Source organism: Vibrio sp. 10N.247.310.24 (assembly GCF_041467175.1).
Taxonomy (GTDB): Bacteria; Pseudomonadota; Gammaproteobacteria; order Enterobacterales; family Vibrionaceae; genus Vibrio; species Vibrio tasmaniensis_A.
This window is the reverse complement of sequence record NZ_JBFSUD010000002.1, coordinates 97,903-122,202: the sequence shown is the minus strand read 5'-3', so window position 1 is coordinate 122,202 and position 24,300 is coordinate 97,903. Positions and strand designations below refer to the sequence as shown.

Genomic DNA, 24,300 nt, shown 5'->3' with positions numbered 1-24,300 from the left:
AAAAGCCTTATTACTTACGACGACGCCACATTGCTAAGCCAAACAATGACATCAGTGCACCGAAACCAAACGAACCACCGACTTTAAGCTCAAGAACTGCCGGATCATGATCCGATGAACGGAAGTGATCTTGGTACTTCGGCAGATCACCTTTGAACTCTTCGTTGTAATCAAGCAACTTCGATTCACCGCCGTTGATGTGCCAGTCAGTCGCATCCACCACCATGTCTTTCAGGCTGTCGCTGATCAACAGGTGATCCAAAGCGCCAACTTCGTCATTGTATGAGTAGCTCCAGCTGTCTGGGTGCTTTTGAGCCACAGCATTAATGTAGCCGTAGTTCTTAGTAATCACCGCACCGTTATCGCCAAACTGCTCGACACCGTCAATGTAGGTGTTGCGCGCCGCTTTGATTTGCTTACCGTATTTCTCTTCCGAGTAATCGGTTAGCACCAGCATTGGATCTTCCATGCCGTACGAGTTCATATCCCCCAGAATCACTTTATGGCCTTTGATGCCGTCTAGCGCTTCACCCAATGCAACTGCCGCAGCAACACGGAAGTTCTCACATGAACCTTGCTTATCGGCATCAACGCCACCTTGGCCGCCCTGTTCAACTGGTGCTGCATCTTCCCAACACTTAGAACCTTTCGATTTAAAGTGGTTAATCGCAACGGTCAGTTTCTCTTTAGTGCCTTTGACTTTAAAAGTTGGCGCCAATGAGTCACGTTGATAGTTCTTACCGTCTTCAATCACCTTGCCAGAATCGTCTAACACCTCTGGCGCTTGTTGGCTTGGCATCGCGATAACACGGCGGTCTTTAAGCTTAACCACTTTCTTACGGTAAATAACACCTGTTGTAATAACGTCAGTACCAATCGAGTCCATCTCGTCGGTTACGCCATCTTCGTTCGAATCGACAGCCACAAAGGTATAGCGGTCTTTCTTACGCTCAATGCGATCATTCAGTTGGTTTACAAGCTGCTGAATGGCAGAGCCTTCACCAAAACCGTTGTTCTCAATTTCCATCAAGCCAATAATGTCTGCATCTAAGCGAAGAATCGCGTTCACAATCTTCTCTTGCTGCATCTCAAACTCAGTGATGGTGTTCGCGCCACGGTTGTTGCCGTGTTGGTTCGCGTCACCGCCAAATGGAGAGTTAAAGTAGTTCAATACGTTGAAGGTCGCGATACGTAGATCACCTTCATCCATATCAGGCTTGTCAGTACGTGGGTCATTACGTACAAAGTTCTCAGCCGAGATCTGGTTGGTTGTCACTAAGCGATACTCGCCGTAGCTGTAGGTCAGCACGCCTTCTAGGCCAACAATGGTGTCATCAATACGGATATAGTCTTCTGTTGAACCATCTTGGTCAATATCGGTACGGCCAAAGTCCGGATAGAAAGGAACTTGTCCGTCACCGGCTTTTTGATCGGTTTCAACAAAAAGACGACGGTCTGCGTTATCTTTAGTTTGTTGTTTCGCATCTTCAGAGCCAGCTGCAGATAACTGGTTCGGCTGCATGTTAATACGCTCATGGGCCAGTACCATGTTGTTACGACGACCTGCGTAGTCATAACCAAAGGTACGCGTCACACGCATGTCTAGTGCTTCGGTTGTTTTCACCAACATGCCTTCGTAACGTTCTAGCGTTGCAGCGAAGTTCTCATCACTGTCTAGCGCTTCTATCGCCGTTGCTTCAGGTGCCTGCTGCTCGCCCTGTTTTAGCCATTGGTTGTTTTCAACTTTTAGCTGAGTGTGGCTGTAGTATTCTTGAACCTTGCCTTTCACACACACAACGTCGCCCGCAGCCAGTTCTGAGCTCGACTGGTTGGTATGAATAAATAGGCCTTCAGAAGTGCTTGAGTTGAAATCATCCTCAAGTGCTTGCAAGTAGAAGCCTTTGGTTAGGCCTGTTGTTACCGCACTTACCACACCTTTGACGAAGTACTCATCGTCGGTGATGTACGGGTAGCCATCGATGAATGGCGATGTTGCGCCTTCACCTTGGATTTCTTGAATGGTGGTGAATACTGGGTCAGAGCCATCTTGTGTACAAGTGAACGCTTCTGGCAGTTCAACACTGTCTAGTGAACCTAGGCCTTCAATGCTGTCTTTGGGTAGCGATACCCATTGTGAAGCATCAAACGTCGCAGAAGGTGTTTGTGTCGCACGAACCAAAGTAACATCTTTGCCCCAGTCCACATCGCCCATCAAACCAACAACATCATGTACCGAGCCGTCTGAATTCAAGATAGCCAGCGGGTCGTCACCGTTATGATTGGCGATAGAGGCATTAATGATGTCAGCTTGAGCTTTAATCTCATCACTCGCACTAGAATGTGCGACCACGAGTACTTCACCGGGTGCTAAAACGTGGCCATCTAAAGGTAAAGTGGCACCCCATGATCCGTTGCCATTGGCAGATTTCGCCAATGAGTAACCATCTAAACTAATGCTGCTATCGCCGTTATTGGCGATCTCAACCGCTTTGTTATAGCTGCCGCCTTCCACATATTGTGAAATAAACAAATCAGCGTGTGCGCTTGTAGTTAACAAGCTACCAATTGCCACTGCTAGCAATGAAGGTTTGTGTAAAAGAGCCATCCGTTTCACCTGAGTTCATCGAGTTATAGTCACTGCCATCTATGGGCAGTCATGTATTTTGTGGTAACTATCAGGTTTATTTATGAAAGGAATAAGTCAGTTGGCAAGAAAATGAGGAACTTATCACTTTGAAATCATCAATTATTTGGCACGTTATATATTTCCAACATATATAGAAATGAGTATGAATTTATAAAGCCCAGAAGTGCTGAATAAGATCACCTTCACAGCATTAACATGATGGATATGCCAGTCAGATACTGCGTAAATTATCAATTCAAACAAGGGGTTTTCGAGGAAGGTAAATGGAATGGGCATTAAAAAGCCCAAAGTAAACAGAAGCTACTTTGGGCTCAAATTCTCAAGTGAGTTGTGTTAGTTCACCCTATGGACGAGTAACAAAACCTACTGCTTCGTATGCTTTTTTCAGTGTCACTGCAGCACGCTCAGAGGCTTTTTCAGCACCGGCTTTCATTACTGCGTCCATGTAAGCACGGTCAGCACGGATGCGGTGGTATTCAGCTTGAATAGGCTCAAGCATCTCAACTAATGCTGCGCCTACGTCTTTCTTGAATGGACCGTACATTTCAACGCCTTGGTACTGCGCTTCGATCTCTTCGAACGTTTTACCCGTCGCTGCCGAGTAAAGACCCATTAGGTTAGAGATACCCGCTTTGTTTTCCCAATCGTGAGCAATGCGTGGTGGTGTTTCTGCATCGGTTTGCGCTTTGTTGATCTTCTTGATGATCGACTTAGGCTCTTCTAGCAGAGTAATCACGTTCTTACGGTTATCATCTGACTTAGACATCTTCTTCGTCGCATCTTGTAGGCTCATTACACGTGCATTCACTGTTGGAATGTAAGGTTCTGGTACTTGGAAGATTGGCGTTTCAGGACCGTAGATGTTGTTAAAGCGAGTTGCGATATCACGCGCTAGCTCTAAGTGTTGTTTCTGGTCGCTACCTACAGGTACTTGGTGAGCACCGTAAAGCAGGATGTCTGCAGCCATCAACACTGGGTAGTCGTATAGGCCTACGTTTACGTCGTTTGAGTGACGTGCAGACTTATCTTTAAACTGAGTCATACGGCTCAGTTCACCCATTTGCGTGTAACAGTTAAGAAGCCAACCAAGTTGAGCATGCTCTGGTACGTGTGACTGAACAAATAGCGTGCTCTTCTTTGGATCAACACCGACAGCAAGACAGATTGCTAGTGCGTCTAGAGTCGCTTCATGCAGTGCTTTCGGGTCTTGGCGAACCGTAATTGCGTGAAGGTCTACAACACAGTATTGGCAATCGTAATCATCTTGCATCTGTTGCCATTGACGTAGAGCACCCAAGTAGTTACCGATACTTAGTTCACCAGATGGTTGAACACCACTCAATACGATGGGCTTGCTCATGGTTTTAATTCCTTTGCTTATTCGCTAAGTTTATTGAACGCTTAGCTTCTTAACTTAAATATAGAAAAGCCGCACAGCTCTTCTGTACGGCTCATCCAGTGTACTCATTGATAAGTATTTTGCTAGTAGGTTAGCTAACTTTTGTCCGCTTTATGCTGAAACTAGAACGACATCTAGTAATTGCGCGACGTTATCCGCGACATAGTCAGGGTTTGATGCTGAAATCGGCTCGCCGTGGTTATAACCGTAAGTCAGACCAAACGAGTGACAGCCTGCATTCTTAGCCGCCTTAATGTCGTTGCTTGAATCGCCAACCATCAGCATCTCTTCCGCTTTAACATTGTGCTTTTCTAGCAACCAGTTCAGCGCGACTGGGTTCGGTTTTTTCTCTGGGAAAGAGTCGCCACCCAACACATCAACAAAGTACTTATCAATACCGTGTTGCGCCAGAACGTCTGGTACAAACTTCGAAGGCTTGTTGGTGACCAGCGCCATAGTGAAACCCGCTTTATCCAGCTCAGCCAACGTCTCTTTAACCGATGGGTAAAGGTGGCTGAGCTTGTGACCGCCTTGCTCGTAGAAATCATCAAACAGGATGCGCGCTTTTTTTAGTAGTTCTGGCTCTAGGCTTGGGTCAACCGTCAGGTTACGGCTGAGTGAGCGTCCGATAAGAACATCAGCACCATTACCTACGTAGTCGCGAACTTGTTCTTCACTCACTGAAGGGAAGCCCAACTCCTGACAAGCTTGGTCAGCAGCAACGGCCAAATCAGGCACGCTGTCTAACAAGGTTCCATCCAAATCAAAGGCGATCAGTTTTATTGAGCTTAATGACATCTTACTTTCCTATTTATTATGTTCGTCTTATGAGTTGAGCTATAAGACGTAAAAAAGGGGCAAATTAGCCCCTTAATATTCAATCTATCTGTAGTTTTACGATTATGCGTTTACTTTTGCAAGCTCTGCACGCATCTCATCAATCACTTCTTTGTAATCTGGTTGATTGAAGATAGCTGAACCCGCAACGAACATATCTGCGCCCGCTTCTGCGATTTCACGGATGTTATCCACCTTCACGCCGCCATCAATCTCAAGGCGAATGTCACGGCCTGATTCGTCAATTAGCTTACGAACAGCACGTAGTTTATCTAGCGTGTGAGGAATGAAAGATTGACCGCCGAAGCCTGGGTTCACAGACATCAGTAGAATCATGTCTACTTTGTCTAGGATGTAATCTAGGCAAGAAAGCGGCGTTGCAGGGTTAAGAACTACACCCGCTTTACAGCCGTGCTCTTTGATTAGCTGTAGAGTGCGATCGATGTGCTCTGATGCTTCAACGTGGAAGGTAATCATTGATGCGCCGGCTTTAGCAAACTCAGGCACGATGCTGTCCACTGGTTTAACCATAAGGTGAACATCGATAGGAGCCGTAATACCGTAGTCGCGCAGCGCTTTACAGATAGGCGCGCCAAAAGTCAGGTTAGGTACGTAGTGGTTGTCCATCACATCGAAGTGCACAACATCAGCACCAGCTGCGAGTACTTTTTCTACGTCTTCACCAAGACGAGCAAAATCTGCAGACAAAATCGATGGAGCGATTAGAAAATCTTTCATACCAAACCTCTTAAGAGTGAGTAAATTGCGAATATCACCGCCTTGGTGACATCTCATACACAAATACAAGACTCAATCCCAAGACTATTTGGTGTGCAATTCTACCTAAGCACCTAAGCAGATCCTAGCAGTTCGAAAGATTAGTTTAAGAAAGTATCCGTTGGTCACTCAATTTAATGAGTTTGGCGGATATTCTGACCATTACTGTTCCGCTGATGCGTGCTGCTGGTTTTTCTCTTTATGGAAAAGCGCCAATAGCTCATCAACTTTATTACGGCCAGCGCCATTACGGCTGATGGTACGTTTCACCTTAACCACGTTCAACTCCGCACCATGATATAAGCGACGAGTTAACGTCGTATCGTGGTTTGAAATCAAAACAGGAATACCGCGTTCCATCGCTGCTTTTTCAGCAACATCCGCCAGTGCAGCTTGGTCATCTAAGCTAAAGCCATTACCTGCGTAAGAGGTAAAGTTTGCCGTGTTCGACAGTGGTGCGTATGGAGGATCGCAGTAAACCACACAGCCTTTGCGCGCGCGGCTAAAGGTTTCATGGTATCCCTCACAGACGAAGGTGGCTTTTTTCGCTTTCTCGGCAAAAAATTCCAGCTCAGCTTCTGGGAAGTAAGGTTTTTTATAAGAACCAAATGGAACGTTAAAACCGCCCTTCTTGTTGTAACGACATAGGCCATTGAAGCCAAATCGGTTCATATACAAGAAAGCCAACGAACGATACATGACGTTATCTGTACCATTGAACTCAGCGCGAATATCTAAGAAGGCTTCTTTACGGTTGTTCTCAGGACAGAACCAGCGCTTCGCTTCCGTGATATAAGTTTCAGGATCGGTTTTAAGCAGGTTGTACAGGTTGATAAGATCGGGATTGATATCTGCAAGCAGGTACTGTTCAAAGTCAGTATTCAGAAATACTGAGCCGGCACCGACAAACGGTTCTACCAATTTACGAGCAGGTGGCAGGTGACGTTGGATGTCTTCAACTAGGCCATATTTACCACCAGCCCATTTTAGAAAGGCACGCTGCTTTTTCATTTACTGCTCTATCTATCAACTCAAAAATAAGGCTGCGGAATGTAACATATTTTGAGGCTAAGCTCAGGGTTATTTCGCACGTTCTATCTCTCGATGCACTTGATTCATCGATTTTGCCCAAGGTTCCAACTGTTGAAGGGGTTTTGATAACGCACTTACCGCGTCTCTCGCCACTTGAATCGTTGGGTAATCTTGATAAGTGATAATAAACCACTTGGTGTCGTTGCGAAGTGTTGGGTAAATACGAACCTTGTTCTCAAGGTCATACTCTTCAATGAAAGATTGGACGTCGTCCAATGAGGTCATCGCACTCAACTGCAAAGTATAAGCTCGCGGAGAGATAGCTTGTAACTCTTCGCGAGAAAATGAGAATGTGATTTTCTGCGTCGGTGGTGTGGACTGGGTTAGGTCTGCTGTTTCATCAGTTGAAGGCTGTGACTCCACTTTGTCTGCATCTGACTGCGAACTCACCGCTGCACCTGTGTTTTCTTCAACAGCAGCATCAATCGTACTGGTATCAGCGCTTTCAGGTTTATCATCAAGCAAGGCATCAACCACATCAGAGGTGATCACAACACGCTGCTGATCTTGTTCGACTTCTCCAACACTCGCGGTATCTTCAACGACAGTCGGTGGCAGAGACGAACTATCATCATCGGCACCTTGGTAACTCATGTCGGTTTCAGCTTCAGAATCAATAGATCCATCAACACCAGTTTGTTCAGTGCCGCTTTCCACTTCAAAGGTTGGAATAGCCGTCTGTTCAATCGGTGCGATAAGAGACTGCGCTTTATCGTCTGGTGTTGGTTGACTGAACATCCACCAATAACCACCACCAATTAAAATCAACAGCAAGGCCACCACAATCGAGATATTGATGGGTGAGCCAATAATTGAGCGAATAATAATCCTTTTTTCCACTTTCAATTCTCCTAAAGCCATTAACTCACCGGGCAGAGGTTGCGCTTTATTAAACGCACGTCGCACGCGAGTTTCAGACTCATCATCAACATATCGAATCACCAGTGATTCAAAGAAATGTTCAGCTTCTGGTTGCGAAAGGTCATCGATCTCAAGATCGATAGGCTTGTGTTGCTGACCGTAACTCAAACGCGTTAATAACGTATCTAAGTGGCCAGGTTGCGAGAACAGAACGATATTAATCGTCCATTGAGGGTTTGATTGAGATTCAAGTACCAACATCCATAATTCTGATACCAGTAGCTCAGACAGTCGGTGGGCGTCATCAATGACAATAAGCACATTACACGTATCTCCATCCAGCAACCTAGCAAGGCTATCAGATAAAGAATCATGTTGATTAAAGAGTGGGGCAGAAACAATCTGACTAAGAATAAGTGCGCGGCGCTGTTGATCGTCTTGGCTTGGGTGACAAAGCAGTAAACACTGATTTTTTTCTGTCGACCATGCTTCAAGATAACGCTGAGCTAACCAAGATCGGCCAGAACCCGTTTTACCAGCAACATTTACAAAGTTTGAACCAAAGTTAGTTAAAAGCTGTAAACGCTCTAGCAACTCAACTTGAGACTCTAACTCCAATACTCTTAAATCATGAGCCAAACTCATTGGGGATCCCTACTGATAAGTTCGATCTGTAAAGCGCTTGAGTTGCCTAGAGTTTAGCTAGGCAACCTCACAACCGAATTTAAAGAGTACGGCAGAAATCAATCGCTTGTTTAATGATGTCTTGAGGTACATCAGCAACCACTTCAGCAGTACCAATACTTGTTGGTAATACCAGACGCAACTGACCAGACAGCACTTTTTTATCGCGCATCATGTGCTTCATAAAGTCTTCAAAAGACATGCTTTCTGGCGTATGGATTGGTAGTTTCGCATTCTTGAGTATAGAAATAATTCGCTCAAGTTGCTGCTGAGAAATCAGTCCCTGTAATTGGGCGGTTTTTGCTGCCATTACAGTGCCTGACGACACAGCTTCACCATGTAGCCAATTACCATAGCCTAGTTCTGCTTCAATCGCATGACCAAATGTATGACCTAGGTTCAATAACGCTCTGATTCCTGACTCTTTTTCATCGATAGCAACCACTTCAGCCTTAATTGCACAACAACGAGCAATCGCGGTAATCAGTGCGTCTTCATCAAGTTGATACAGTTTCTCTAGATTCTGTTCCAACCAGCCAAAAAAGGCTTCATCGTAAATGATGCCGTATTTGATCACCTCAGCCATGCCCGCTGCAAACTCACGCTCTGGAAGCGTTGATAGGCAGTTAGTATCGATGATGACAGATTTTGGTTGGTAAAAAGCGCCGATCATATTCTTGCCAAGGGGATGGTTCACTGCAGTTTTACCACCCACAGAGGAGTCCACTTGAGAAAGAAGGGTCGTCGGGATTTGAATGAAATCAATACCGCGCTGGTAGCAAGAGGCAGCAAAACCGACCAAATCACCGATAACACCACCACCCAAAGCAATCACCACCACATCGCGGCTGTAATTTCCTTCAAGCATGTAGCTCATCACTGAGTTGAACGTTTCAAGTGTTTTGTATTGCTCACCGTCTGGCAACTCTAAAAGAGATGTCTGACAGCCGACTTGATCCAATAGCGATAAAATTTTATCAGCATAAAGAGGCGCTACTGTCACATTACTGATAACAACAACTTTCTGCTTACCTGATAAAAAAGAAAGGTACGCCGGGTCTTCAAATAACCCGGCGCCAATAGAGATAGGGTAGCTACGCTCAGCTAGATTGACCGTAATCCGTTCCATGGGTTTGCTCTCCGAAAAATGAACTTAACGTTCTTCTAGCATTTTTACGATCTGGTTGGCTACCACTTTTGCACTTTGGTCGTCAGTACGAACTGTGTAGTCCGCCACTTCTTCGTATAGTGCGTTGCGAGATACAGCTAGATCTTCTAGCACATCACGCGGGTTGTCTGTTTGAAGTAGAGGGCGTTTCTTGTCGCGGTTAGTGCGAGCAAGTTGCTTTTCAATTGTTGTCTCTAGGTATACAACAATGCCTCGTGCAGATAGACGGTTACGGTTTTCTTTGCTCAGCACTGAACCACCACCTGTCGCAAGAACAATACCTTGTTCTTCTGTCAGATCGTTGATTACAGATTCTTCGCGCTTACGGAAACCATCTTCGCCCTCAACATCAAAAACCCATGCGATGTCTGCGCCAGTGCGCTCTTCGATCACAGTGTCAGAGTCTAGAAACTCCATATGAAGTTGGGAAGCTAGGTGTCTACCAATTGTACTTTTGCCGGCGCCCATTGGGCCAACAAGAAAAATATTGCGTTTCTCAGCCATGTTTTTAGCAGTAATTTACAACGTTAATTCAATGACATCGCCACAAGGTAGGTCAGTACAAGTACTGAAATTAAAAGGCCCGTGGCACCGATTCCTCACAGATAATTCGTGATAAGACCCGAAATTATCAAGGTTAGGTGCCACTAATGCAACTTTATTTTTAATCTAATTGCTCATTACTGAATCACAACTTTAGGTGTAACAAAAATAAGTAGTTCACTTTTGCCTACATTTTCATAGCTACGACGGAACAATGCGCCAAGAACAGGAAGGTCTCCTAACAGTGGAACTTTATCAACTTGGCTGCTCACACTGTGTTGAAAAATACCACCTAACACGACCGTTTCACCATTATTAACAAGTACTTGCGTTCCAATTCTTTGCGTATCAATAGCGACAGCTTCACCGGTGCCGGTTTTCACCACTTGCCCCGGCCTATCTTGAGTCACGCTCAAATCCAATACCAAACGATTGTCGGGTGTGATCTGCGGAGTCACCTTGAGACTCAATACCGCTTTCTTAAATGCGACTGAAGTAGCACCACTTGAAGAAGACTCTAAATAAGGGATTTCAGTACCTTGCTCAATATAAGCGGGTTTTTTATTGGTGGTAATTAAGCGTGGGCTAGAAATAATCTCTGCTTTCGACTCTTGTTGCAGTGCTGACAATTCAAGATCAAGCAAGGTATCAGAACCCAGCTTGGCTACCTGAAACGCAATACTCGACGCGCTCGGGGAAGTTGCTCCTAAATTAACGTTGAGGAAATCGTCAATCGCACTATTCCCACCATTATCGTCATACGGTGTAATTTGCGATGGATGGTTGCCCTCTATCGAGCCGCCAACTTTGAAGCTTCCGTTGGTCGAGGAAACGCCCCAACGCACTCCTAGTTCATCAAGATTACCCTCAGTAACAGTGACAATACGTGCTTCTATCTGAACTTGCTTCACGGGAATGTCTAGCGATTCAATAATACCTCGTATCACCGCAATGTTTTCTTCCAATTCACGGATCAACAGGGAGTTAGTTCGCTCATCAATGGTAATCGAGCCTCGCTCGGACAACATGCTTACCGCCCCTTCCCCACCAATCATGTCGGCAATGTCGGTGGCTTTGGCAAAGTTAATCTTGATGATTTCCGACTTGAGTTCACCTAGCTCTTCTTCCAAACGAGATTTCTCTAGCGCTTGTTGCTCTCTAAGGTCGAGCTCAGCTTTAGGTGCCACCAAGATAACGTTGCCATCAACACGCTTATCCAACCCCTTAACTTGCAAGATAATGTCGAGAACTTGCTGCCAAGGCACACCATCTAAACGTAAAGTCAGATTACCCGTGACTGAATCAGAAACAACGAGATTGAAATCGTTGTAATCAGCAATAAGCTGCAAAACATTACGTACAGGGATATCTTGGAAGTTAATCGATATCACCTTGCCTTCTTTTTCTAAAACATTTTTCTCTATTGTCACTTCATCAATAGTAGGCCTACTGATCATTACCTCAATAAAGCGACCTTTTAAGTTGTATTCATATTGATAGTTACCAGCGATCGTTGCCAACAATCGCGTACTGGGCGTTTCCTTATACACCTCAATACCTTCAACTGAGGTCGCGAAGTCCTTCACATCCAGGAGGTAAAGCTTATCGTCATTCACCTGAGTATTGAGTAACTCGATACTTAAACCTTCCTGAGCACGTTGAACATCCACCACAGCAGTGCTGGTTGCCAATTCGATAATGATGACGGCGTCTTTCTCCTTGTTGACCCTAAAATCAATATTTTCCAATTGATTTGGCAAGCTCTCGGCATAGCTGAACACGCTAACCACCAACATCACAGACACAGCAAAACCTTGTAGAGCCTTGCTCACTAATCCACTTATTCCTTTAATCATATTTACATCTCATATCCACATCATGTGACATTGGTTTACTTCAGAGCGAGCCTAACGTTGCGCTTATGCCAACAACCTAAACCATCTGGAAGAGTTTCATTAATCTGTACATACTGGCTCGTCACCTTAGTAACTCGACCATTGTTTAAGCCAATAAACTGACCTTTTTTCACATTGACCACGTTCCCTTTTGGGGTTTGTACTAACCCTGAAACGCTTGTTCCACTGCCCATTACGCCTCTTAAACGCAGCTTACTCAGCGGGTATTTTTCTAACTTGCCTATACGAGAACGGGCGTTCGGCTGCCAACAGTCTTTCTTCACCAAGGGTTGATTTTGTACGATGGCTTCTTTAGGAAGTTCAAAGGGAGGACGAAAGGCGTGGCGTTGATAAGTTGCGGCCAAGAAATCCGTTTCTGGGACAAGTTTTTCTACCTCTTTTCTCGCCTTAGCTTCAACTTGCACTACAAAGTCTTCTAACGAATCCTGATTGGATTTACAGCCTGAAAGCACAAGCAGTAACAATAGGGACAAAAGGACGCTACTGAATTTCATCATTCACCTCCGATTTAAACTGATAGGTGTAAGCTCGAACCCTGAAATGTAGCGTGCTACTTTCTTGACTGACTCGCTGCCAATTCACATCATCGAAGCTAATAATGCGCGGCAGTTTCGCGATGGCTGCGGAGAAATCGCCAATCTCGTGATAATCACCGGTTAGCTCAATATTGAGGGGTAACCGATAGAGGAATTCCTTGTTCTGCTTTTGCCCCCAATCAATGCGCGTAAAGGTTAGCGCATTATCCAAACCAAGTTCATTCACTGAGGCCAACATACTGGCGAGCTCCTTTTGAACTGGCAACTGTTCTAACAGATAGTCGTAGCGACTGGTTAGCTCATCCAACTGACTCTGAAGCTTAGGCAAAGCCGCAACCTTGTTCGCTTTTATCCTTAACGTTGCTTTCAAAGTCTGCTCTTGCTGCTTCATCTGCTGCAGTTCATCGTCTAAAGGCAGTACATACAGCCAAGTCCCAACACCTTGAATTAATATCATCAGCAACAGAATAACGAGCAGTTGGGGCAACAACGGCCATTCGGTGATCTCATCAGCATCGAGATCTTGCCAGCTAATCCTACTTTTAAGGTTAGCCATGATTTGTCCCCTTCTCTTTTCTGCTCGCGGTTGCGCTCTCTGCGGTTGTGTTTTCTAAAGAAACAGGGCTAAACACAAAAGAGACCTTGAAGGTCTGAAACTCTTTATTGAAGCGCTTTCGGTTATGGATAATAGAGTGCATCTCGACCCCTTCTAGAGAATCAGAACGCTCTAGATTGTCCAACATTGTGGCGAGGCGAGCCGTACTGTCGCTGATACCTGCCATCTCAATCTCCTGACCATTCATCTTTATCTTGTCGACATACACGCCCTCAGGAATCAGCTCCGGCATTAGATTCATAAAGTCGGTGGTCTTATTACGGCCAAGCTGTAAGGATTCCACCACATCAAGTCGAGTCAGGATCGCTTTATGTTCTTGCTCTGCAACTTTTAACGATTGAATTTGTCGGTCGAGCTCGGCAATGTATTGATTAAGATAATTGAGGCGAGCTTGCTGTTTGGCTTGTTGATCTTGAAAATAGTGACCAACCGCCCATTGCCCTGTAAGTGCAATGATGACGCCAAGAATGACTAGGTGAATAAAACGCTTCTTGTGCTGAGCGCGAATCTCATCACGCCACGGCAGCAGGTTAATTTGATGCAACATGCTTCTCTCCTTGCCACTTGAGTCCACTCATCGCCATACCCGCGGCAATGCCGAAATGTTGCCAGTTCATCGGCAGTTGGTGCCGCTTCGCCACCTTGTTCTCAAATAACGATAAAGGATTGAGCGATTCACAACTCATCTGAAAATGGCGCTCTAGATCTTCAGCCACCATCGGAATGCTGGCTCCTTCGCCCATCAGCCAGATCCCGGATATCGGCTCAAGTGCATTCACTGAGGAATAGAGTTGCAACTGTCGCTTAAGCTTTTCAACCAAATTAACAATAAACCGATGTGTGTCCTCTGCGTTGCCGAAAACACCTTCTGTATAACTCGGGCTGTCAGTACCGCGAAGATTTTGAGTACCAAAGGCGATGTCTTTATAGAAAGGTGCTGAATCCTGCGGGATAATGCCTAACGACGTTTGGTCAACTCCCACGTCCACCAGCAACCAGTTACTTTTTTCAGGATAAAGGCGTGAAGCCAACTGCCAAATATTGAGCAGACCATGTGCTTGGGTGTCGATGACAACAGGTTTAAATCCGGCTTTATTTAAAGCATCCGCTCGACTGTCTACAACTTCCTTACGAGTCGCATATATCTGATAGCTACTTGTCGATCCTTTACCAAATCGTTTGTCTTCCAGCTTTACAAAATCTAAACTCAGCTCCTCGATAGGAAAGGGAGATTGATGAGCAAAGGTTTGATAGATAGAAAACTCCTTTTCTCTGTCTTCTAAATCACTCTCTATTTGCAGTACTTTGCTGATCACCGTGTTATCGGGTACCGAAATGGCGACGTTGCGACAGCCAAAAGGCAGTCCTTTCCTAAGTTCTTTAAGTTTCTTAACAGTTTTCTGATACTCCAAAGTATGGTTAGCTGTAAAAATGTCGTCCGAAATCGGCAGCTCTTTGTATCCCACTAGGGCATACAACTCCCCCACGGGTTTTAGTACCACGGCTTTGATGCTGTGATGATTTATATCTATACCTGTAATTAATGATGAACCCATGTGACCTAGCTCCTGAAGTGCCAAGCATTTCGTTGATTATCTAGGGGTTGTGATTATTAGTTAAATAAGCGTTAATAAACGAAAGCTAAGTTTTTAACCTAGAGTACAAGGGTTTGCTGCTTATCAGCCTTAACTAATCAGGGATTATCCGGTGAAGTTCATAAAGCGATTATTCATATTTACATTGATTTGCATGATTCTTGGAGTCAGTACAATTTTCGGGTTTTACTATTACGTAAAACCAGAGTTGCCTGATGTTGCCACTTTACGTGACGTAGAACTCCAAACGCCAATGCAAGTCTTCAGTCAAGACGGTAAATTGATCTCTCAATTTGGTGAAAAGCGTCGTAATCCAGTGACTTATGACGAGATTCCTCGCCACCTAGTTGAAGCTTTGATTGCTACCGAAGATAGCCGCTTCTACGAGCACCCAGGTATTGATCCAATTGGTATTACTCGAGCAGCACTCGTGGTTGCTATGTCCGGCTCAGCCAAACAAGGGGCAAGTACCATAACTCAGCAGCTTGCGCGTAACTTCTTCTTATCTAATGAGAAAAAGATCATGCGTAAAATCAAAGAGATCTTCATTGCAATCCACATTGAGCAACTTCTTAGTAAAGAAGAGATCATGGAGCTGTACGTAAACAAGATCTTCCTTGGTCATCGCTCGTACGGTTTCGGCGCAGCAGCGCGTGTTTATTTTGGTAAGGATCTTCCTGAACTCACCTTAAGTGAATTGGCTACGCTTGCGGGCATGCCAAAAGCACCTTCTACAATGAACCCTATTTACTCTGTTGAGCGCGCGACTAACCGTCGTAACGTTGTATTGCGTCGTATGTTAGACGAGAAATACATCACTCAAGCAGAGTTCGATGACGCTCGTAGCGAAGAACTTATCTCGAAATACCACGGTGCCGAAATTGAACTGAGCGCGCCGTATGTAGCAGAAGTTGCACGAGCTTGGATGGTTGAACGCTATGGTGAAGCCGCTTACACATCAGGCATGAAGGTCTACACCACCGTTGATTCAAAACTGCAAAAAGCAGCGAACCAAGCCGCGATTAAAAACCTCCTTGGCTACGATGAGCGTCATGGCTACCGCGGTGCTGAAAAAGTATTGTGGCAAACGGCGCAGTCGGCTTGGGATCAAGAACAAATCGTTAAACACCTTAAGTCTCAACCAACCTATGGTGACTTAGTACCAGCAGTTGTAACCGCTGTTGATTCGAAAAGCGCTCAAGTTTGGGTTAAGAACCAAGGTGAAGGCACTATCGAGTGGCAAGGCATGAACTGGGCGCGTAAATTCCTTACGGACAACCGCCAAGGTCCAGCGCCTTCTCAAGCGAAAGAGATTTTGGCTGTTGGTGAGCAAGTTTGGGTTCGCCATGAAGCAGTAACCGGCGATGAAGTATCTGAAGAGCCTACCGAAGAAACAACAACTGAACCTGAAACACCGGTTGTATGGCGACTAAGCCAAGTGCCAAATGCAAACACCGCGTTTGTTGCCATGAACCCTAACAACGGCGCAGTATTGTCGATGGTGGGTGGCTTTAACTTTGTACACAACAAGTTCAACCGTGCAACGCAATCTATTCGTCAGGTGGGTTCTGGTATCAAACCATTTATCTACTCAGCTGCGATTGAGAAAGGCTTAACGCTAGCCTCACTGATCAACGATGCGCCAATCAATCAATGGGATAAGAGCCAAGGCACGGCATGGCGACCAAAGAACTCACCACCGACCTATGTGGGTCCAACTCGTTTACGTATTGGCTTAGCTCAATCTAAAAACGTAATGGCGGTACGTGTACTGCGCGAAGTGGGCTTGGATGATACTCGTAACTACCTAACTCGATTTGGTTTTGATATTGACGAAGTACCGCGCTCTGAAACCATTGCTCTGGGTGCGGGTAGCTTAACGCCAATGAAGGTAGCTCAAGGTTACTCAGTATTTGCGAATGGCGGCTACTACGTTGAACCTTTCTACATCAGCCGCATTGAGACACCATTTGGTGAGACTGAATTCCAAGCGACACCGAAAATTGTGTGTAAAGACGATTGCCAACAGCCAATGACCTCAGATTCAATGGCTAATGAGTTTGCAGAGCAAGATGTGGATGCCCAAGTACAGTACGCACCTCAAGTGATCACTGAGCAGAACGCGTTCCTTGTTCGTGAAATGATGTACAGCAATATCTGGGGCGGCGGTGACTGGAGTGCCGGCACTGGCTGGAATGGTACAGGTTGGCGTGCTCAACCGCTGAAGCGTCGCGATATTGGCGGAAAAACTGGTACCACCAACGATTCGAAAGATACTTGGTACAGCGGTTACGGCCCTGGCATGGTTGCAACTGTATGGGTTGGCTTTGACAACCACAACCGTAACCTAGGTCGAACCAAAGCGAACTCTAACCTTGGTAAGAATCAAATTACAGGTGCAGAAGCGGGCGCTAAAACAGCAGAGCCGGCATGGGTTGATTTCATGGGCACAGCGTTAGCGGGTGTTCCTGCACAGCGTAAAGAGCTTCCAGAAAATATCGTTCGCGTTCGTATCGACCGTAAAACTGGCTTACTGACCAACAAGTTTGATAGCTCCTCTATGTTCGAGTATTTCGAGAAAGGCACTGAGCCAACCGAGTACATTACTGAACGTTTCAATGATGACATCTACTCAACGTCATCAGGTGAAGCAGTAGAAGAGCTGTTCTAGTTAGGGTTTGTTGAACCAAGTAACATGAACCAACAAAAAGGGTTGATATGTATTCATATCAACCCTTTTTTTATGTCTCTAACCTGATCTATCTACGATTTAAATTAAATGACTAAACAGCTTTATCTAATTGAGTTCGGATAGCCTCAGCCAATTGCTCAAAGCGCCCCTTTAACGGAGAACCCGGTCGGTAGGCAACAACAATGCGACGTGAAGGTGTTGGATTCACCGCTGGCACGTAACACACGCCATCTTTCTGCTTTTCCTTTGGAACCGATAACTGAGGTAACAAGGTAATGCCCGCCCCTGCCGCTACCATGTTACGCAGCGTTTCTAAGCTGGTCGCTTTAAAGCGTTCATCATCTTTTGCACCCGCAGCAAAACAGAAGCCCAAGGCTTGGTCTCGTAAGCAGTGACCATCGCCCAGTGCAAGTACGGTTTGTCCATTTAACTGCAACATATCGACCGTGTCTTGCTTAGCCCACTCATGATCACATGGCACTGCGACGCTTAACGGTTCGTTATACACATCAATCTCTTTGAACGCCGCCGTTTCATCAACTGCAGCCAATACCAAGCAATCAAGCTTGCCATCTTCAAGTTGACTCACTAGCTGATGGGTCTGCGCTTCATGCAGGTAAAGCTCAAGATCGGGAAAGCACTCTTTAAGGTGAGGAATGATCTTAGGTAAAATATAAGGGCCAACGGTCGGAATAAAACCAATGTGCATCGGCCCTGTCATCGCTTCACCGTGTCCACTTGCCATATCCTTAAAAGTCTTTACTTCATTGAGAATACGCTTGGCTTGTTCAACAAGTTGTAACCCTGATTCTGTAAATATGACCTTCCTTGGACTACGCTCGGTTAACTGAAGTCCAATTTCATCTTCTAGTTTGCGTATTTGACCGCTTAGTGTCGGCTGACTGACAAAGCACGCTTCTGCCGCTTTTCGGAAGTGTTTGTGCTCTGCGAGCGCCACCAAGTATTCAAAGTCACGAATGTTCATGATCAGTCTCTTACCTCTGGTTTAATAAGAACAAGGGGTTTCATAGAAACATTTAAAAGAAAAATGCTCTTGATAGAATTTACCTATCAAAACCATAACATCAAACGATTAGAGCTATCAAAGGATTTGTCTAATAATGGGCTCAACGAAACGAAACAGAGCAAAGAAAAACGTTAAGCTCTGATAGAACAAAATTCAAAATACTATTTAAGGAAATCAATATGTTTGCATCTAAAGAAGGTCAATCAATCCCTCAAGTAACATTCCCAACTCGCCAGGGCGATGCATGGGTTAACGTAACGACGGAAGAGCTATTCAAAGACAAGACAGTTATCGTATTCAGCTTACCAGGTGCGTTTACACCGACATGTTCTTCAAGCCACCTACCTCGTTACAACGAGCTACATTCTGTATTCAAAGATAACGGTGTTGATGACATTCTATGTGTTTCAGTAAACGACACATTCGTAATGAACGCTTGGAAAGCAGACCAAGAAGCTGAAAAAATCACATTCATCCCAGATGGTAACGGTGATTTCACAGACGGTATGGGCATGCTAGTTGAGAAAAACGACATCGGCTTCGGCAAACGTTCATGGCGCTACAGCATGCTGGTTAAAAACGGCGTGGTAGAAAAAATGTTCATCGAAGAAGACGTACCAGGCGACCCGTTCAAGGTTTCTGATGCAGATACTATGCTTAACTACATTGCACCTGAGCACAAAGAGCAAGAGTCAATCACAGTATTCACTAAGCCAGGCTGTCCTTTCTGTATGAAAGCGAAGCAGAACCTAATCGACAAAGGTTTGAACTACGAAGAAGTAGTACTAGGTAAAGACGCGACAACAGTAAGCCTACGTGCAATCTCTGGTCGCACAACGGTTCCACAAGTATTCATCGGTGGCAAACACATCGGTGGTAGCGAAGAACTTGAAGCTTTCCTAGGTTAATGACTTACCATCGATATAAGCTTAATCGTTAAGTTAACTAAGCAATATCAGCTAACCCACCCTCTTGTGGGTTAGCTATTCCAAACACTCTTATCTGAGCTTTGGAAAGAGAATATAGCTTGTGACTCGCCCGTCTTTAACTAACCTATAGTTAGTAACAAGAAGCAGATAGCAATAAAGGCAGAGCTACAAGCTAAACCTAATAAAACAGAATCACAAAACTGACCCGCAATCCTGACTCTTAAAAAATCACCAGAGTTGGAGGGGTTCGTTCAAACTAAATTTAGCTATTGCGAGAAAATTATTATGAAACAAGTCAATGTAGATGTAGCAGTTATCGGGGGCGGTACGGCAGGTTTAGGTTCTTACCGCGCTGCAAAAGCACACACTGACAGTGTTGTGATGATTGAAGGCGGCCCTTACGGTACAACCTGTGCTCGTGTTGGTTGTATGCCATCTAAACTGCTTATTGCAGCGGCTGAAAGTGTACACCAAATTGAGAAAGCTCCGGCTTTTGGCGTTCACCCACAAGGTGATATCGTGATTAACGGCCGTGAAGTAATGGACCGAGTGAAGTTTGAACGTGACCGTTTTGTTGGTTTTGTTTTAGAAGGTGTTGATGAAATTCCAGAGCAAGACAAGATCTCTGGCTACGCAAAGTTCTTAGATGACAACACGCTACAAATCGATGACCACACGGTTGTGACGGCTAAGCGTATTGTTATCGCAACAGGTTCTCGCCCTGCCTACCCTGCAGTTTGGAATGAACTTGGCGACCGTCTAATCATTAATGATGACGTATTCAGCTGGGATGATTTACCAGAATCAGTGGCGGTATTTGGCCCGGGCGTTATTGGCCTAGAGCTTGGTCAGTCACTGCACCGCTTGGGTGTAAAAACAAAACTGTTCGGTTTAGGTGGTCAAGTAGGCCCGGTAACCGACCCAGAGATCATGGCTTACGCAGACAAAGCCTTCAATGAAGAATTCTACCTTGATGCAGACGTAAAAATCGAAAGCATGAAACGTATTACTACTGAATCGGGTGAAGATCGCGTCGAGATCCAGTTCATCAATAAAGAAGGTGAACTAGAAACTAACGTCGTTGAATATGTACTTGCAGCAACAGGTCGTCGTCCAAACACTGATAAGCTTGGCCTAGAGAATACCTCTCTAGAACTTGATGAACGTGGTGTTCCTATCGCAGACCACTACACACTACAAACATCGCTACCATCAGTATTTATTGCCGGTGACGCAAGTAACCAACTGCCTCTACTACATGAAGCAGCAGACCAAGCACGTATTGCGGGTGATAACGCAGGTCGCTTCCCAGAGATTCGTGCAGGCCTACGCCGTTCTAAAATCTCAGCGGTATTCTCTGACCCACAAATCGCGATGGTTGGTGAAACTTACAAAGAGATCACCACACGCTTAGGCACATGTGGTTGTTTCGCAACAGGTGATGTGTCTTTCGAGAACCAAGGTCGTTCACGAGTGATGCTGCGCAACAAAGGTATTCTGCACGTATACGGCGAGCAAGGTACAGGCCGCTTCCTTGGTGCTGAAATGATGGGACCAAACGCAGAACACTTGGCTCACCTATTAGCTTGGGCACACCAGAACAAGATGACGGTTTCTGAAATGCTAGACATGCCGTTCTACCACCCAGTGATTGAAGAAGGTGTGCGAACAGCGCTACGTGACCTCAATGCGAAACTGCACCTAGGTCCAGAGATGGTGAAACACTGTCTAGATTGTGGCCCTGGTTGTTAATCGCAGATCATCAGGAAAGATAGCAGCTTGCTCTATTAACAGAAACTAGATACTAAAAAGGAAAGCCATTGGCTTTCCTTTTTCTTTTGGCTGAACGCATCAGCTAATCAAAGTTAAACTCGTCATTTCAGAACCGAGGGACAAGGTATCTGGAATCTCTTGAAGCCATTGCGTCACTAAAAGCTTTAAGCAATTACTTCTCAGCAGCAATCACAGAGATCTCAACAAGTAGCGCTTCACGAGCCATATCACCCGTTACACATGCGCGTGCTGGAGCGTGACCTTCAGGAACCCATGCATCCCATACTGCGTTCATTTCTTGGAAGTCTTTCATGTCTTTCAAGTAAATCGTTGCTGACAGCATGTGCTCTTTATCGCTGCCCGCTTGCTCAAGTAGGGCTTCCACTTTATCCAGCATCGTTTGTGTTTGTTCTGTGATGTCTTTAGTTGCATCAGCACAAACTTGGCCACATAGGTAGATAGTACCGTTGTGTTTAACAATACGGCTCATGCGTTGCTTCGTTTCTTGGCGCTCAATCATCGACTTTATCTCTCTGTGTCACCGTGATCCAATATCTTGTGACGTGTTATTATCAGGGCAACAAGCATAACGCGAATCAAACCCAAGATGACATGCATTCATTGCAATAAAAGTGAAAAAATCCGTAACAAACTCGGCCGCTGCCAACGTTGTATGAACCAACTGATGGTGTTGTCGATTTTAAGTTGGGGGGTGTGGTGGTTCTTTTTCAAAGAAGACCCAAAAACCATCAATGCCATCGCCTTGATGATGGCCGCTTTCGCGTTCAGTGGGTTGCTGTCGTTACATTGGATAATGAAATTTTTCGTGCTGCCTTTAAGGAACAAAAAGCGTTAACAGAGAGACTTTATTAGATAAACGATAATGGCTAGATGTTCGATTCAATGACCCGATAGTGCTTCGATTTAACGACCTATCTTCACTTCCCAAACAGCAGATAGAAAAAAGCCCCAGAACCAATCGATTCTAGGGCTTTCTTAGAAAATTCTAAGAAAAAGCAGTGGTACTTTAATAGACCGGACTTTTCTTAGTTTGTTCCCAAAAAAGATCAGATTTTTGATCTTTTTTTTAGGTGCCATAAAATCAATGCCTTATGCAACATTCACCTTTGCGATAATCTGTTCAACCAAGTTCACTTCCAACGCCACTTCATCACATGCATGTTGGCGAGGACACTGATCACAATCTTTCAGTACCTTCTCAGGTAGCAAAGATTTCGATGTTGGTAAAAAGTCATGCTTCATAAAGAACTCTGGGGTACGAGTCAGCACAAACACCTTCTTAATGGCCATTTGTCGCGCTTTATCAACCAAGTGCTGCACAATAGCGGTGCCCTGCCCTTGGCCTTGCCAACCAGCTTCAACACCTAACGAACGAATTTCCGCTAAACCAGAGTCATACACATAGAGTGATGCACAACCTGTCACCTCACCATGATGCTCTGCGACGGCAAACGAACCAATATCACGCACCAGTTCATTACGAGAACGAGGCAAGTTTTCACCCATATTCGCCCAGTAGGCCACCATGCCTTCCAACGCTTCAATATCGGTCAGACGAGCAGAACGAACCTTAACGATAGAAGTATCACGCTGTGATAAACGCTTCTCTGCTTGGTCAACCGCGTAAGCCACTTGTTGTGGTGATACACCGCCTAGCGCACTACGTTTTTCAAGACACGACTCAATGGTCAGGATGTCATACACATCCTCTTCAATCACCTCAGAGAACTCTTTCATCTCTGCGATGGTTAACTCTTCTAATGCACAGCCTTTAGCAATCGCTGCGACGACTGTTACACCAACAATATGGTGAGCTTCACGGAAAGGAATGCCTTTCGCTACTAAGTAATCAGCCAATTCTGTTGAGTTCGCATAACCTTGCTTCGCTGCTTCAAGTGTACGTTCGCCGTTCACTTTAATGCCATCAAAACAAAGAGCAGCCATTTCCATACAATCATTCCAAGTATCTAAAGCGTCGAACAGACCTTCTTTATCTTCTTGCATGTCTTTGTTGTACGCCAAAGGCAGAGCTTTTACAGTCATCATCATTGCAGCTAATGAACCGTACACACGGCCAGTTTTGCCACGAATTAGCTCTAGCGCATCTGGGTTTTTCTTTTGTGGCATCAGAGATGAACCTGACGTCACTGTATCTGCTAACTCGATGAAGTTCGATTCACCCGAGTTGTAGAAAATCATATCTTCTGCAAGACGCGAAAGGTGAAGCATTGAGATAGATGCAATCGACATCAGCTCCATCACATGGTCACGGTCAGAAACTGAATCTAGAGAGTTACGCGTTGCACGATGGAAACCTAAGTTGTGAGCTAACTCTTCACGGTCCATCGGGTAAGCAGTTCCAGCAAGGGCACCAGAACCCAGCGGACATGTATCTAGACGCTTAATCGCATCATTCAAACGAGAATAATCACGCTCAAGCATTTCAACGTAAGCCAAGCACCAGTGAGCAAAAGTTACCGGCTGAGCACGTTGTAAGTGAGTGTAGCCAGGAAGTACGGTTTCTTGATGCTGAGAAGCGACGTTCACCATTTGGCTTTGTAGGCGATCCAATGCAAGTAGCAGTTGGTTACCTTGCTGACGACACCATAGTTTAAGGTCTGTCGCCACTTGGTCATTACGAGAACGGCCAGTGTGAAGTTTTTTGCCCAAGTCACCGACTTTGCCGATAAGTTGTTGCTCGACCCAGCTGTGAATATCTTCTGCATCAGAACGTAGAATCTGTTCAGGATCTTCCATCACCTCAAGTTTTAGCTCATTCAACGCTAACTCAAGCTTCTGTTGCTCTTCTTCGGTTAATACGTTGACCGACAGTAGAGCTTTAGACCAGGCAATTGAGCCCACAATGTCTTGCTCAGCCAATCGGTAATCAAAACGAAGAGAATCGTTAAAATCTTTAAACCGGGTGTCTGCTGCTTGGGTAAATCTACCGCCCCATAATGCCATTGTGTATCTCCTAATTGCACAGTGCTCACTGTTTTTGCAAATGATAATTCTGATTAAAATTCAGTATTTTTCTGATGGTTTAAACTTACGGCAATTCAAAATGAAAATAAAGTATTGATTCATTATTTTCACATATTTATTCACCGATAGTTTAATCCATTATTTATTTTCAGCGTGATTCGCGAATTATATGCCATTCAATGATAAAAACCGAAGCTGATTT

The 24,300-nt window shown here is 45.1% G+C and carries 20 protein-coding genes; 4 read left to right on the top strand and 16 right to left on the bottom strand.

Features of this window, described 5'->3' with window-relative positions:
- Nucleotides 1-10: 10 nt before the first annotated feature.
- The 13 genes from AB6E08_RS01180 to pilM all read right to left on the bottom strand — a co-directional run bounded on the left by AB6E08_RS01180 (nt 11) and on the right by pilM (nt 14,632).
- Nucleotides 11-2,605 carry an ExeM/NucH family extracellular endonuclease gene (locus AB6E08_RS01180; RefSeq protein ID WP_372064529.1) on the bottom strand — a complete coding sequence of 865 codons (2,595 nt, stop codon included), beginning with the start codon at nt 2,603-2,605 and terminating at the stop codon, nt 11-13.
- Nucleotides 2,606-2,990: 385 nt separating this feature from the next.
- Complete coding sequence (trpS, locus tag AB6E08_RS01175; protein WP_016796005.1) at nt 2,991-4,007, bottom strand: tryptophan--tRNA ligase; 1,017 nt, start codon at nt 4,005-4,007, stop codon at nt 2,991-2,993.
- A gap of 150 nt (nt 4,008-4,157) precedes the next feature.
- On the bottom strand, nt 4,158-4,844 hold the full coding sequence (locus AB6E08_RS01170) for a phosphoglycolate phosphatase (RefSeq protein ID WP_017061120.1): 687 nt from the start codon (nt 4,842-4,844) through the stop codon (nt 4,158-4,160).
- A gap of 102 nt (nt 4,845-4,946) precedes the next feature.
- A complete protein-coding gene (gene rpe / locus AB6E08_RS01165) occupies nt 4,947-5,621 on the bottom strand; it encodes a ribulose-phosphate 3-epimerase (RefSeq protein ID WP_010435263.1) in 675 nt (224 codons plus the stop codon).
- A gap of 201 nt (nt 5,622-5,822) precedes the next feature.
- Nucleotides 5,823-6,671 (bottom strand): Dam family site-specific DNA-(adenine-N6)-methyltransferase, encoded by an 849-nt coding sequence (locus AB6E08_RS01160; protein ID WP_048605377.1) that lies wholly within the window; start codon nt 6,669-6,671, stop codon nt 5,823-5,825.
- A gap of 69 nt (nt 6,672-6,740) precedes the next feature.
- Complete coding sequence (locus tag AB6E08_RS01155) at nt 6,741-8,258, bottom strand: SPOR domain-containing protein (RefSeq protein ID WP_372064531.1); 1,518 nt, start codon at nt 8,256-8,258, stop codon at nt 6,741-6,743.
- 79 nt (nt 8,259-8,337) lie between these two features.
- Nucleotides 8,338-9,426, bottom strand: a complete 1,089-nt coding sequence (gene aroB, locus AB6E08_RS01150) for a 3-dehydroquinate synthase (protein ID WP_009848908.1) — start codon at nt 9,424-9,426, stop codon at nt 8,338-8,340.
- Between the two features lie 24 nt (nt 9,427-9,450).
- Nucleotides 9,451-9,969, bottom strand: coding sequence for a shikimate kinase AroK (aroK, locus tag AB6E08_RS01145; protein ID WP_009848907.1), 519 nt, complete (start codon nt 9,967-9,969; stop codon nt 9,451-9,453).
- A gap of 176 nt (nt 9,970-10,145) precedes the next feature.
- On the bottom strand, nt 10,146-11,864 hold the full coding sequence (locus AB6E08_RS01140) for a type IV pilus secretin PilQ (RefSeq protein ID WP_102250580.1): 1,719 nt from the start codon (nt 11,862-11,864) through the stop codon (nt 10,146-10,148).
- A 35-nt stretch (nt 11,865-11,899) separates the two neighbouring features.
- Nucleotides 11,900-12,418: a pilus assembly protein PilP gene (locus tag AB6E08_RS01135; RefSeq protein WP_372064573.1), complete on the bottom strand. Its 519-nt coding sequence runs from the start codon at nt 12,416-12,418 to the stop codon at nt 11,900-11,902.
- On the bottom strand, nt 12,405-13,016 hold the full coding sequence (locus AB6E08_RS01130; RefSeq protein ID WP_009848904.1) for a type 4a pilus biogenesis protein PilO: 612 nt from the start codon (nt 13,014-13,016) through the stop codon (nt 12,405-12,407). The genes AB6E08_RS01135 and AB6E08_RS01130 overlap by 14 nt, the downstream gene beginning before the upstream one ends.
- A complete protein-coding gene (locus AB6E08_RS01125; RefSeq protein WP_371707578.1) occupies nt 13,009-13,623 on the bottom strand; it encodes a PilN domain-containing protein in 615 nt (204 codons plus the stop codon). The genes AB6E08_RS01130 and AB6E08_RS01125 overlap by 8 nt, the downstream gene beginning before the upstream one ends.
- Nucleotides 13,607-14,632 carry a type IV pilus assembly protein PilM gene (gene pilM, locus AB6E08_RS01120; RefSeq protein WP_371707577.1) on the bottom strand — a complete coding sequence of 342 codons (1,026 nt, stop codon included), beginning with the start codon at nt 14,630-14,632 and terminating at the stop codon, nt 13,607-13,609. Before pilM ends, AB6E08_RS01125 begins: the two co-directional genes overlap by 17 nt.
- A gap of 151 nt (nt 14,633-14,783) precedes the next feature.
- Here pilM and AB6E08_RS01115 point away from each other — a divergent pair, with 151 nt between their 5' ends.
- Complete coding sequence (locus AB6E08_RS01115; protein ID WP_372064535.1) at nt 14,784-17,342, top strand: penicillin-binding protein 1A; 2,559 nt, start codon at nt 14,784-14,786, stop codon at nt 17,340-17,342.
- A 112-nt stretch (nt 17,343-17,454) separates the two neighbouring features.
- Here AB6E08_RS01115 and oxyR read toward each other — a convergent pair whose 3' ends face one another.
- Complete coding sequence (gene oxyR / locus AB6E08_RS01110) at nt 17,455-18,348, bottom strand: DNA-binding transcriptional regulator OxyR (RefSeq protein ID WP_017103618.1); 894 nt, start codon at nt 18,346-18,348, stop codon at nt 17,455-17,457.
- A 221-nt stretch (nt 18,349-18,569) separates the two neighbouring features.
- Here oxyR and AB6E08_RS01105 point away from each other — a divergent pair, with 221 nt between their 5' ends.
- Both AB6E08_RS01105 and AB6E08_RS01100 read left to right on the top strand, forming a co-directional pair.
- On the top strand, nt 18,570-19,298 hold the full coding sequence (locus AB6E08_RS01105; protein ID WP_009848898.1) for a glutathione peroxidase: 729 nt from the start codon (nt 18,570-18,572) through the stop codon (nt 19,296-19,298).
- Between the two features lie 306 nt (nt 19,299-19,604).
- A complete protein-coding gene (locus tag AB6E08_RS01100) occupies nt 19,605-21,071 on the top strand; it encodes a dihydrolipoyl dehydrogenase (protein WP_372064538.1) in 1,467 nt (488 codons plus the stop codon).
- 193 nt (nt 21,072-21,264) lie between these two features.
- Here AB6E08_RS01100 and AB6E08_RS01095 read toward each other — a convergent pair whose 3' ends face one another.
- Nucleotides 21,265-21,612, bottom strand: a complete 348-nt coding sequence (locus tag AB6E08_RS01095; RefSeq protein ID WP_004729674.1) for a RidA family protein — start codon at nt 21,610-21,612, stop codon at nt 21,265-21,267.
- A gap of 87 nt (nt 21,613-21,699) precedes the next feature.
- Between AB6E08_RS01095 and AB6E08_RS01090 the strand changes: the two genes are divergently transcribed.
- Nucleotides 21,700-21,948, top strand: coding sequence for a DUF3624 domain-containing protein (locus tag AB6E08_RS01090; protein WP_012604954.1), 249 nt, complete (start codon nt 21,700-21,702; stop codon nt 21,946-21,948).
- Nucleotides 21,949-22,202: 254 nt separating this feature from the next.
- Here AB6E08_RS01090 and argH read toward each other — a convergent pair whose 3' ends face one another.
- Nucleotides 22,203-24,077 carry an argininosuccinate lyase gene (gene argH / locus AB6E08_RS01085; RefSeq protein ID WP_009848895.1) on the bottom strand — a complete coding sequence of 625 codons (1,875 nt, stop codon included), beginning with the start codon at nt 24,075-24,077 and terminating at the stop codon, nt 22,203-22,205.
- Nucleotides 24,078-24,300 lie beyond the last annotated feature (223 nt).

Bases quoted from the DNA above. Each gene is read 5' to 3' on its own strand.
- AB6E08_RS01170 (WP_017061120.1), bottom strand. From the start codon at position 4,844: ATGTCATTAAGCTCAATAAAACTGATCGCCTTTGATTTGGATGGAACC.
- pilM (WP_371707577.1), bottom strand. From the start codon at position 14,632: ATGGGTTCATCATTAATTACAGGTATAGATATAAATCATCACAGCATC.
- argH (WP_009848895.1), bottom strand. From the start codon at position 24,077: ATGGCATTATGGGGCGGTAGATTTACCCAAGCAGCAGACACCCGGTTT.
- AB6E08_RS01090 (WP_012604954.1), top strand. From the start codon at position 21,700: ATGACATGCATTCATTGCAATAAAAGTGAAAAAATCCGTAACAAACTC.
- aroB (WP_009848908.1), bottom strand. From the start codon at position 9,426: ATGGAACGGATTACGGTCAATCTAGCTGAGCGTAGCTACCCTATCTCT.
- AB6E08_RS01125 (WP_371707578.1), bottom strand. From the start codon at position 13,623: ATGTTGCATCAAATTAACCTGCTGCCGTGGCGTGATGAGATTCGCGCT.
- AB6E08_RS01135 (WP_372064573.1), bottom strand. From the start codon at position 12,418: ATGAAATTCAGTAGCGTCCTTTTGTCCCTATTGTTACTGCTTGTGCTT.
- AB6E08_RS01100 (WP_372064538.1), top strand. From the start codon at position 19,605: ATGAAACAAGTCAATGTAGATGTAGCAGTTATCGGGGGCGGTACGGCA.
- AB6E08_RS01140 (WP_102250580.1), bottom strand. From the start codon at position 11,864: ATGATTAAAGGAATAAGTGGATTAGTGAGCAAGGCTCTACAAGGTTTT.
- AB6E08_RS01095 (WP_004729674.1), bottom strand. From the start codon at position 21,612: ATGATTGAGCGCCAAGAAACGAAGCAACGCATGAGCCGTATTGTTAAA.
- AB6E08_RS01105 (WP_009848898.1), top strand. From the start codon at position 18,570: ATGTTTGCATCTAAAGAAGGTCAATCAATCCCTCAAGTAACATTCCCA.
- AB6E08_RS01160 (WP_048605377.1), bottom strand. From the start codon at position 6,671: ATGAAAAAGCAGCGTGCCTTTCTAAAATGGGCTGGTGGTAAATATGGC.
- trpS (WP_016796005.1), bottom strand. From the start codon at position 4,007: ATGAGCAAGCCCATCGTATTGAGTGGTGTTCAACCATCTGGTGAACTA.
- oxyR (WP_017103618.1), bottom strand. From the start codon at position 18,348: ATGAACATTCGTGACTTTGAATACTTGGTGGCGCTCGCAGAGCACAAA.
- AB6E08_RS01155 (WP_372064531.1), bottom strand. From the start codon at position 8,258: ATGAGTTTGGCTCATGATTTAAGAGTATTGGAGTTAGAGTCTCAAGTT.
- AB6E08_RS01180 (WP_372064529.1), bottom strand. From the start codon at position 2,605: ATGGCTCTTTTACACAAACCTTCATTGCTAGCAGTGGCAATTGGTAGC.
- AB6E08_RS01130 (WP_009848904.1), bottom strand. From the start codon at position 13,016: ATGGCTAACCTTAAAAGTAGGATTAGCTGGCAAGATCTCGATGCTGAT.
- rpe (WP_010435263.1), bottom strand. From the start codon at position 5,621: ATGAAAGATTTTCTAATCGCTCCATCGATTTTGTCTGCAGATTTTGCT.
- aroK (WP_009848907.1), bottom strand. From the start codon at position 9,969: ATGGCTGAGAAACGCAATATTTTTCTTGTTGGCCCAATGGGCGCCGGC.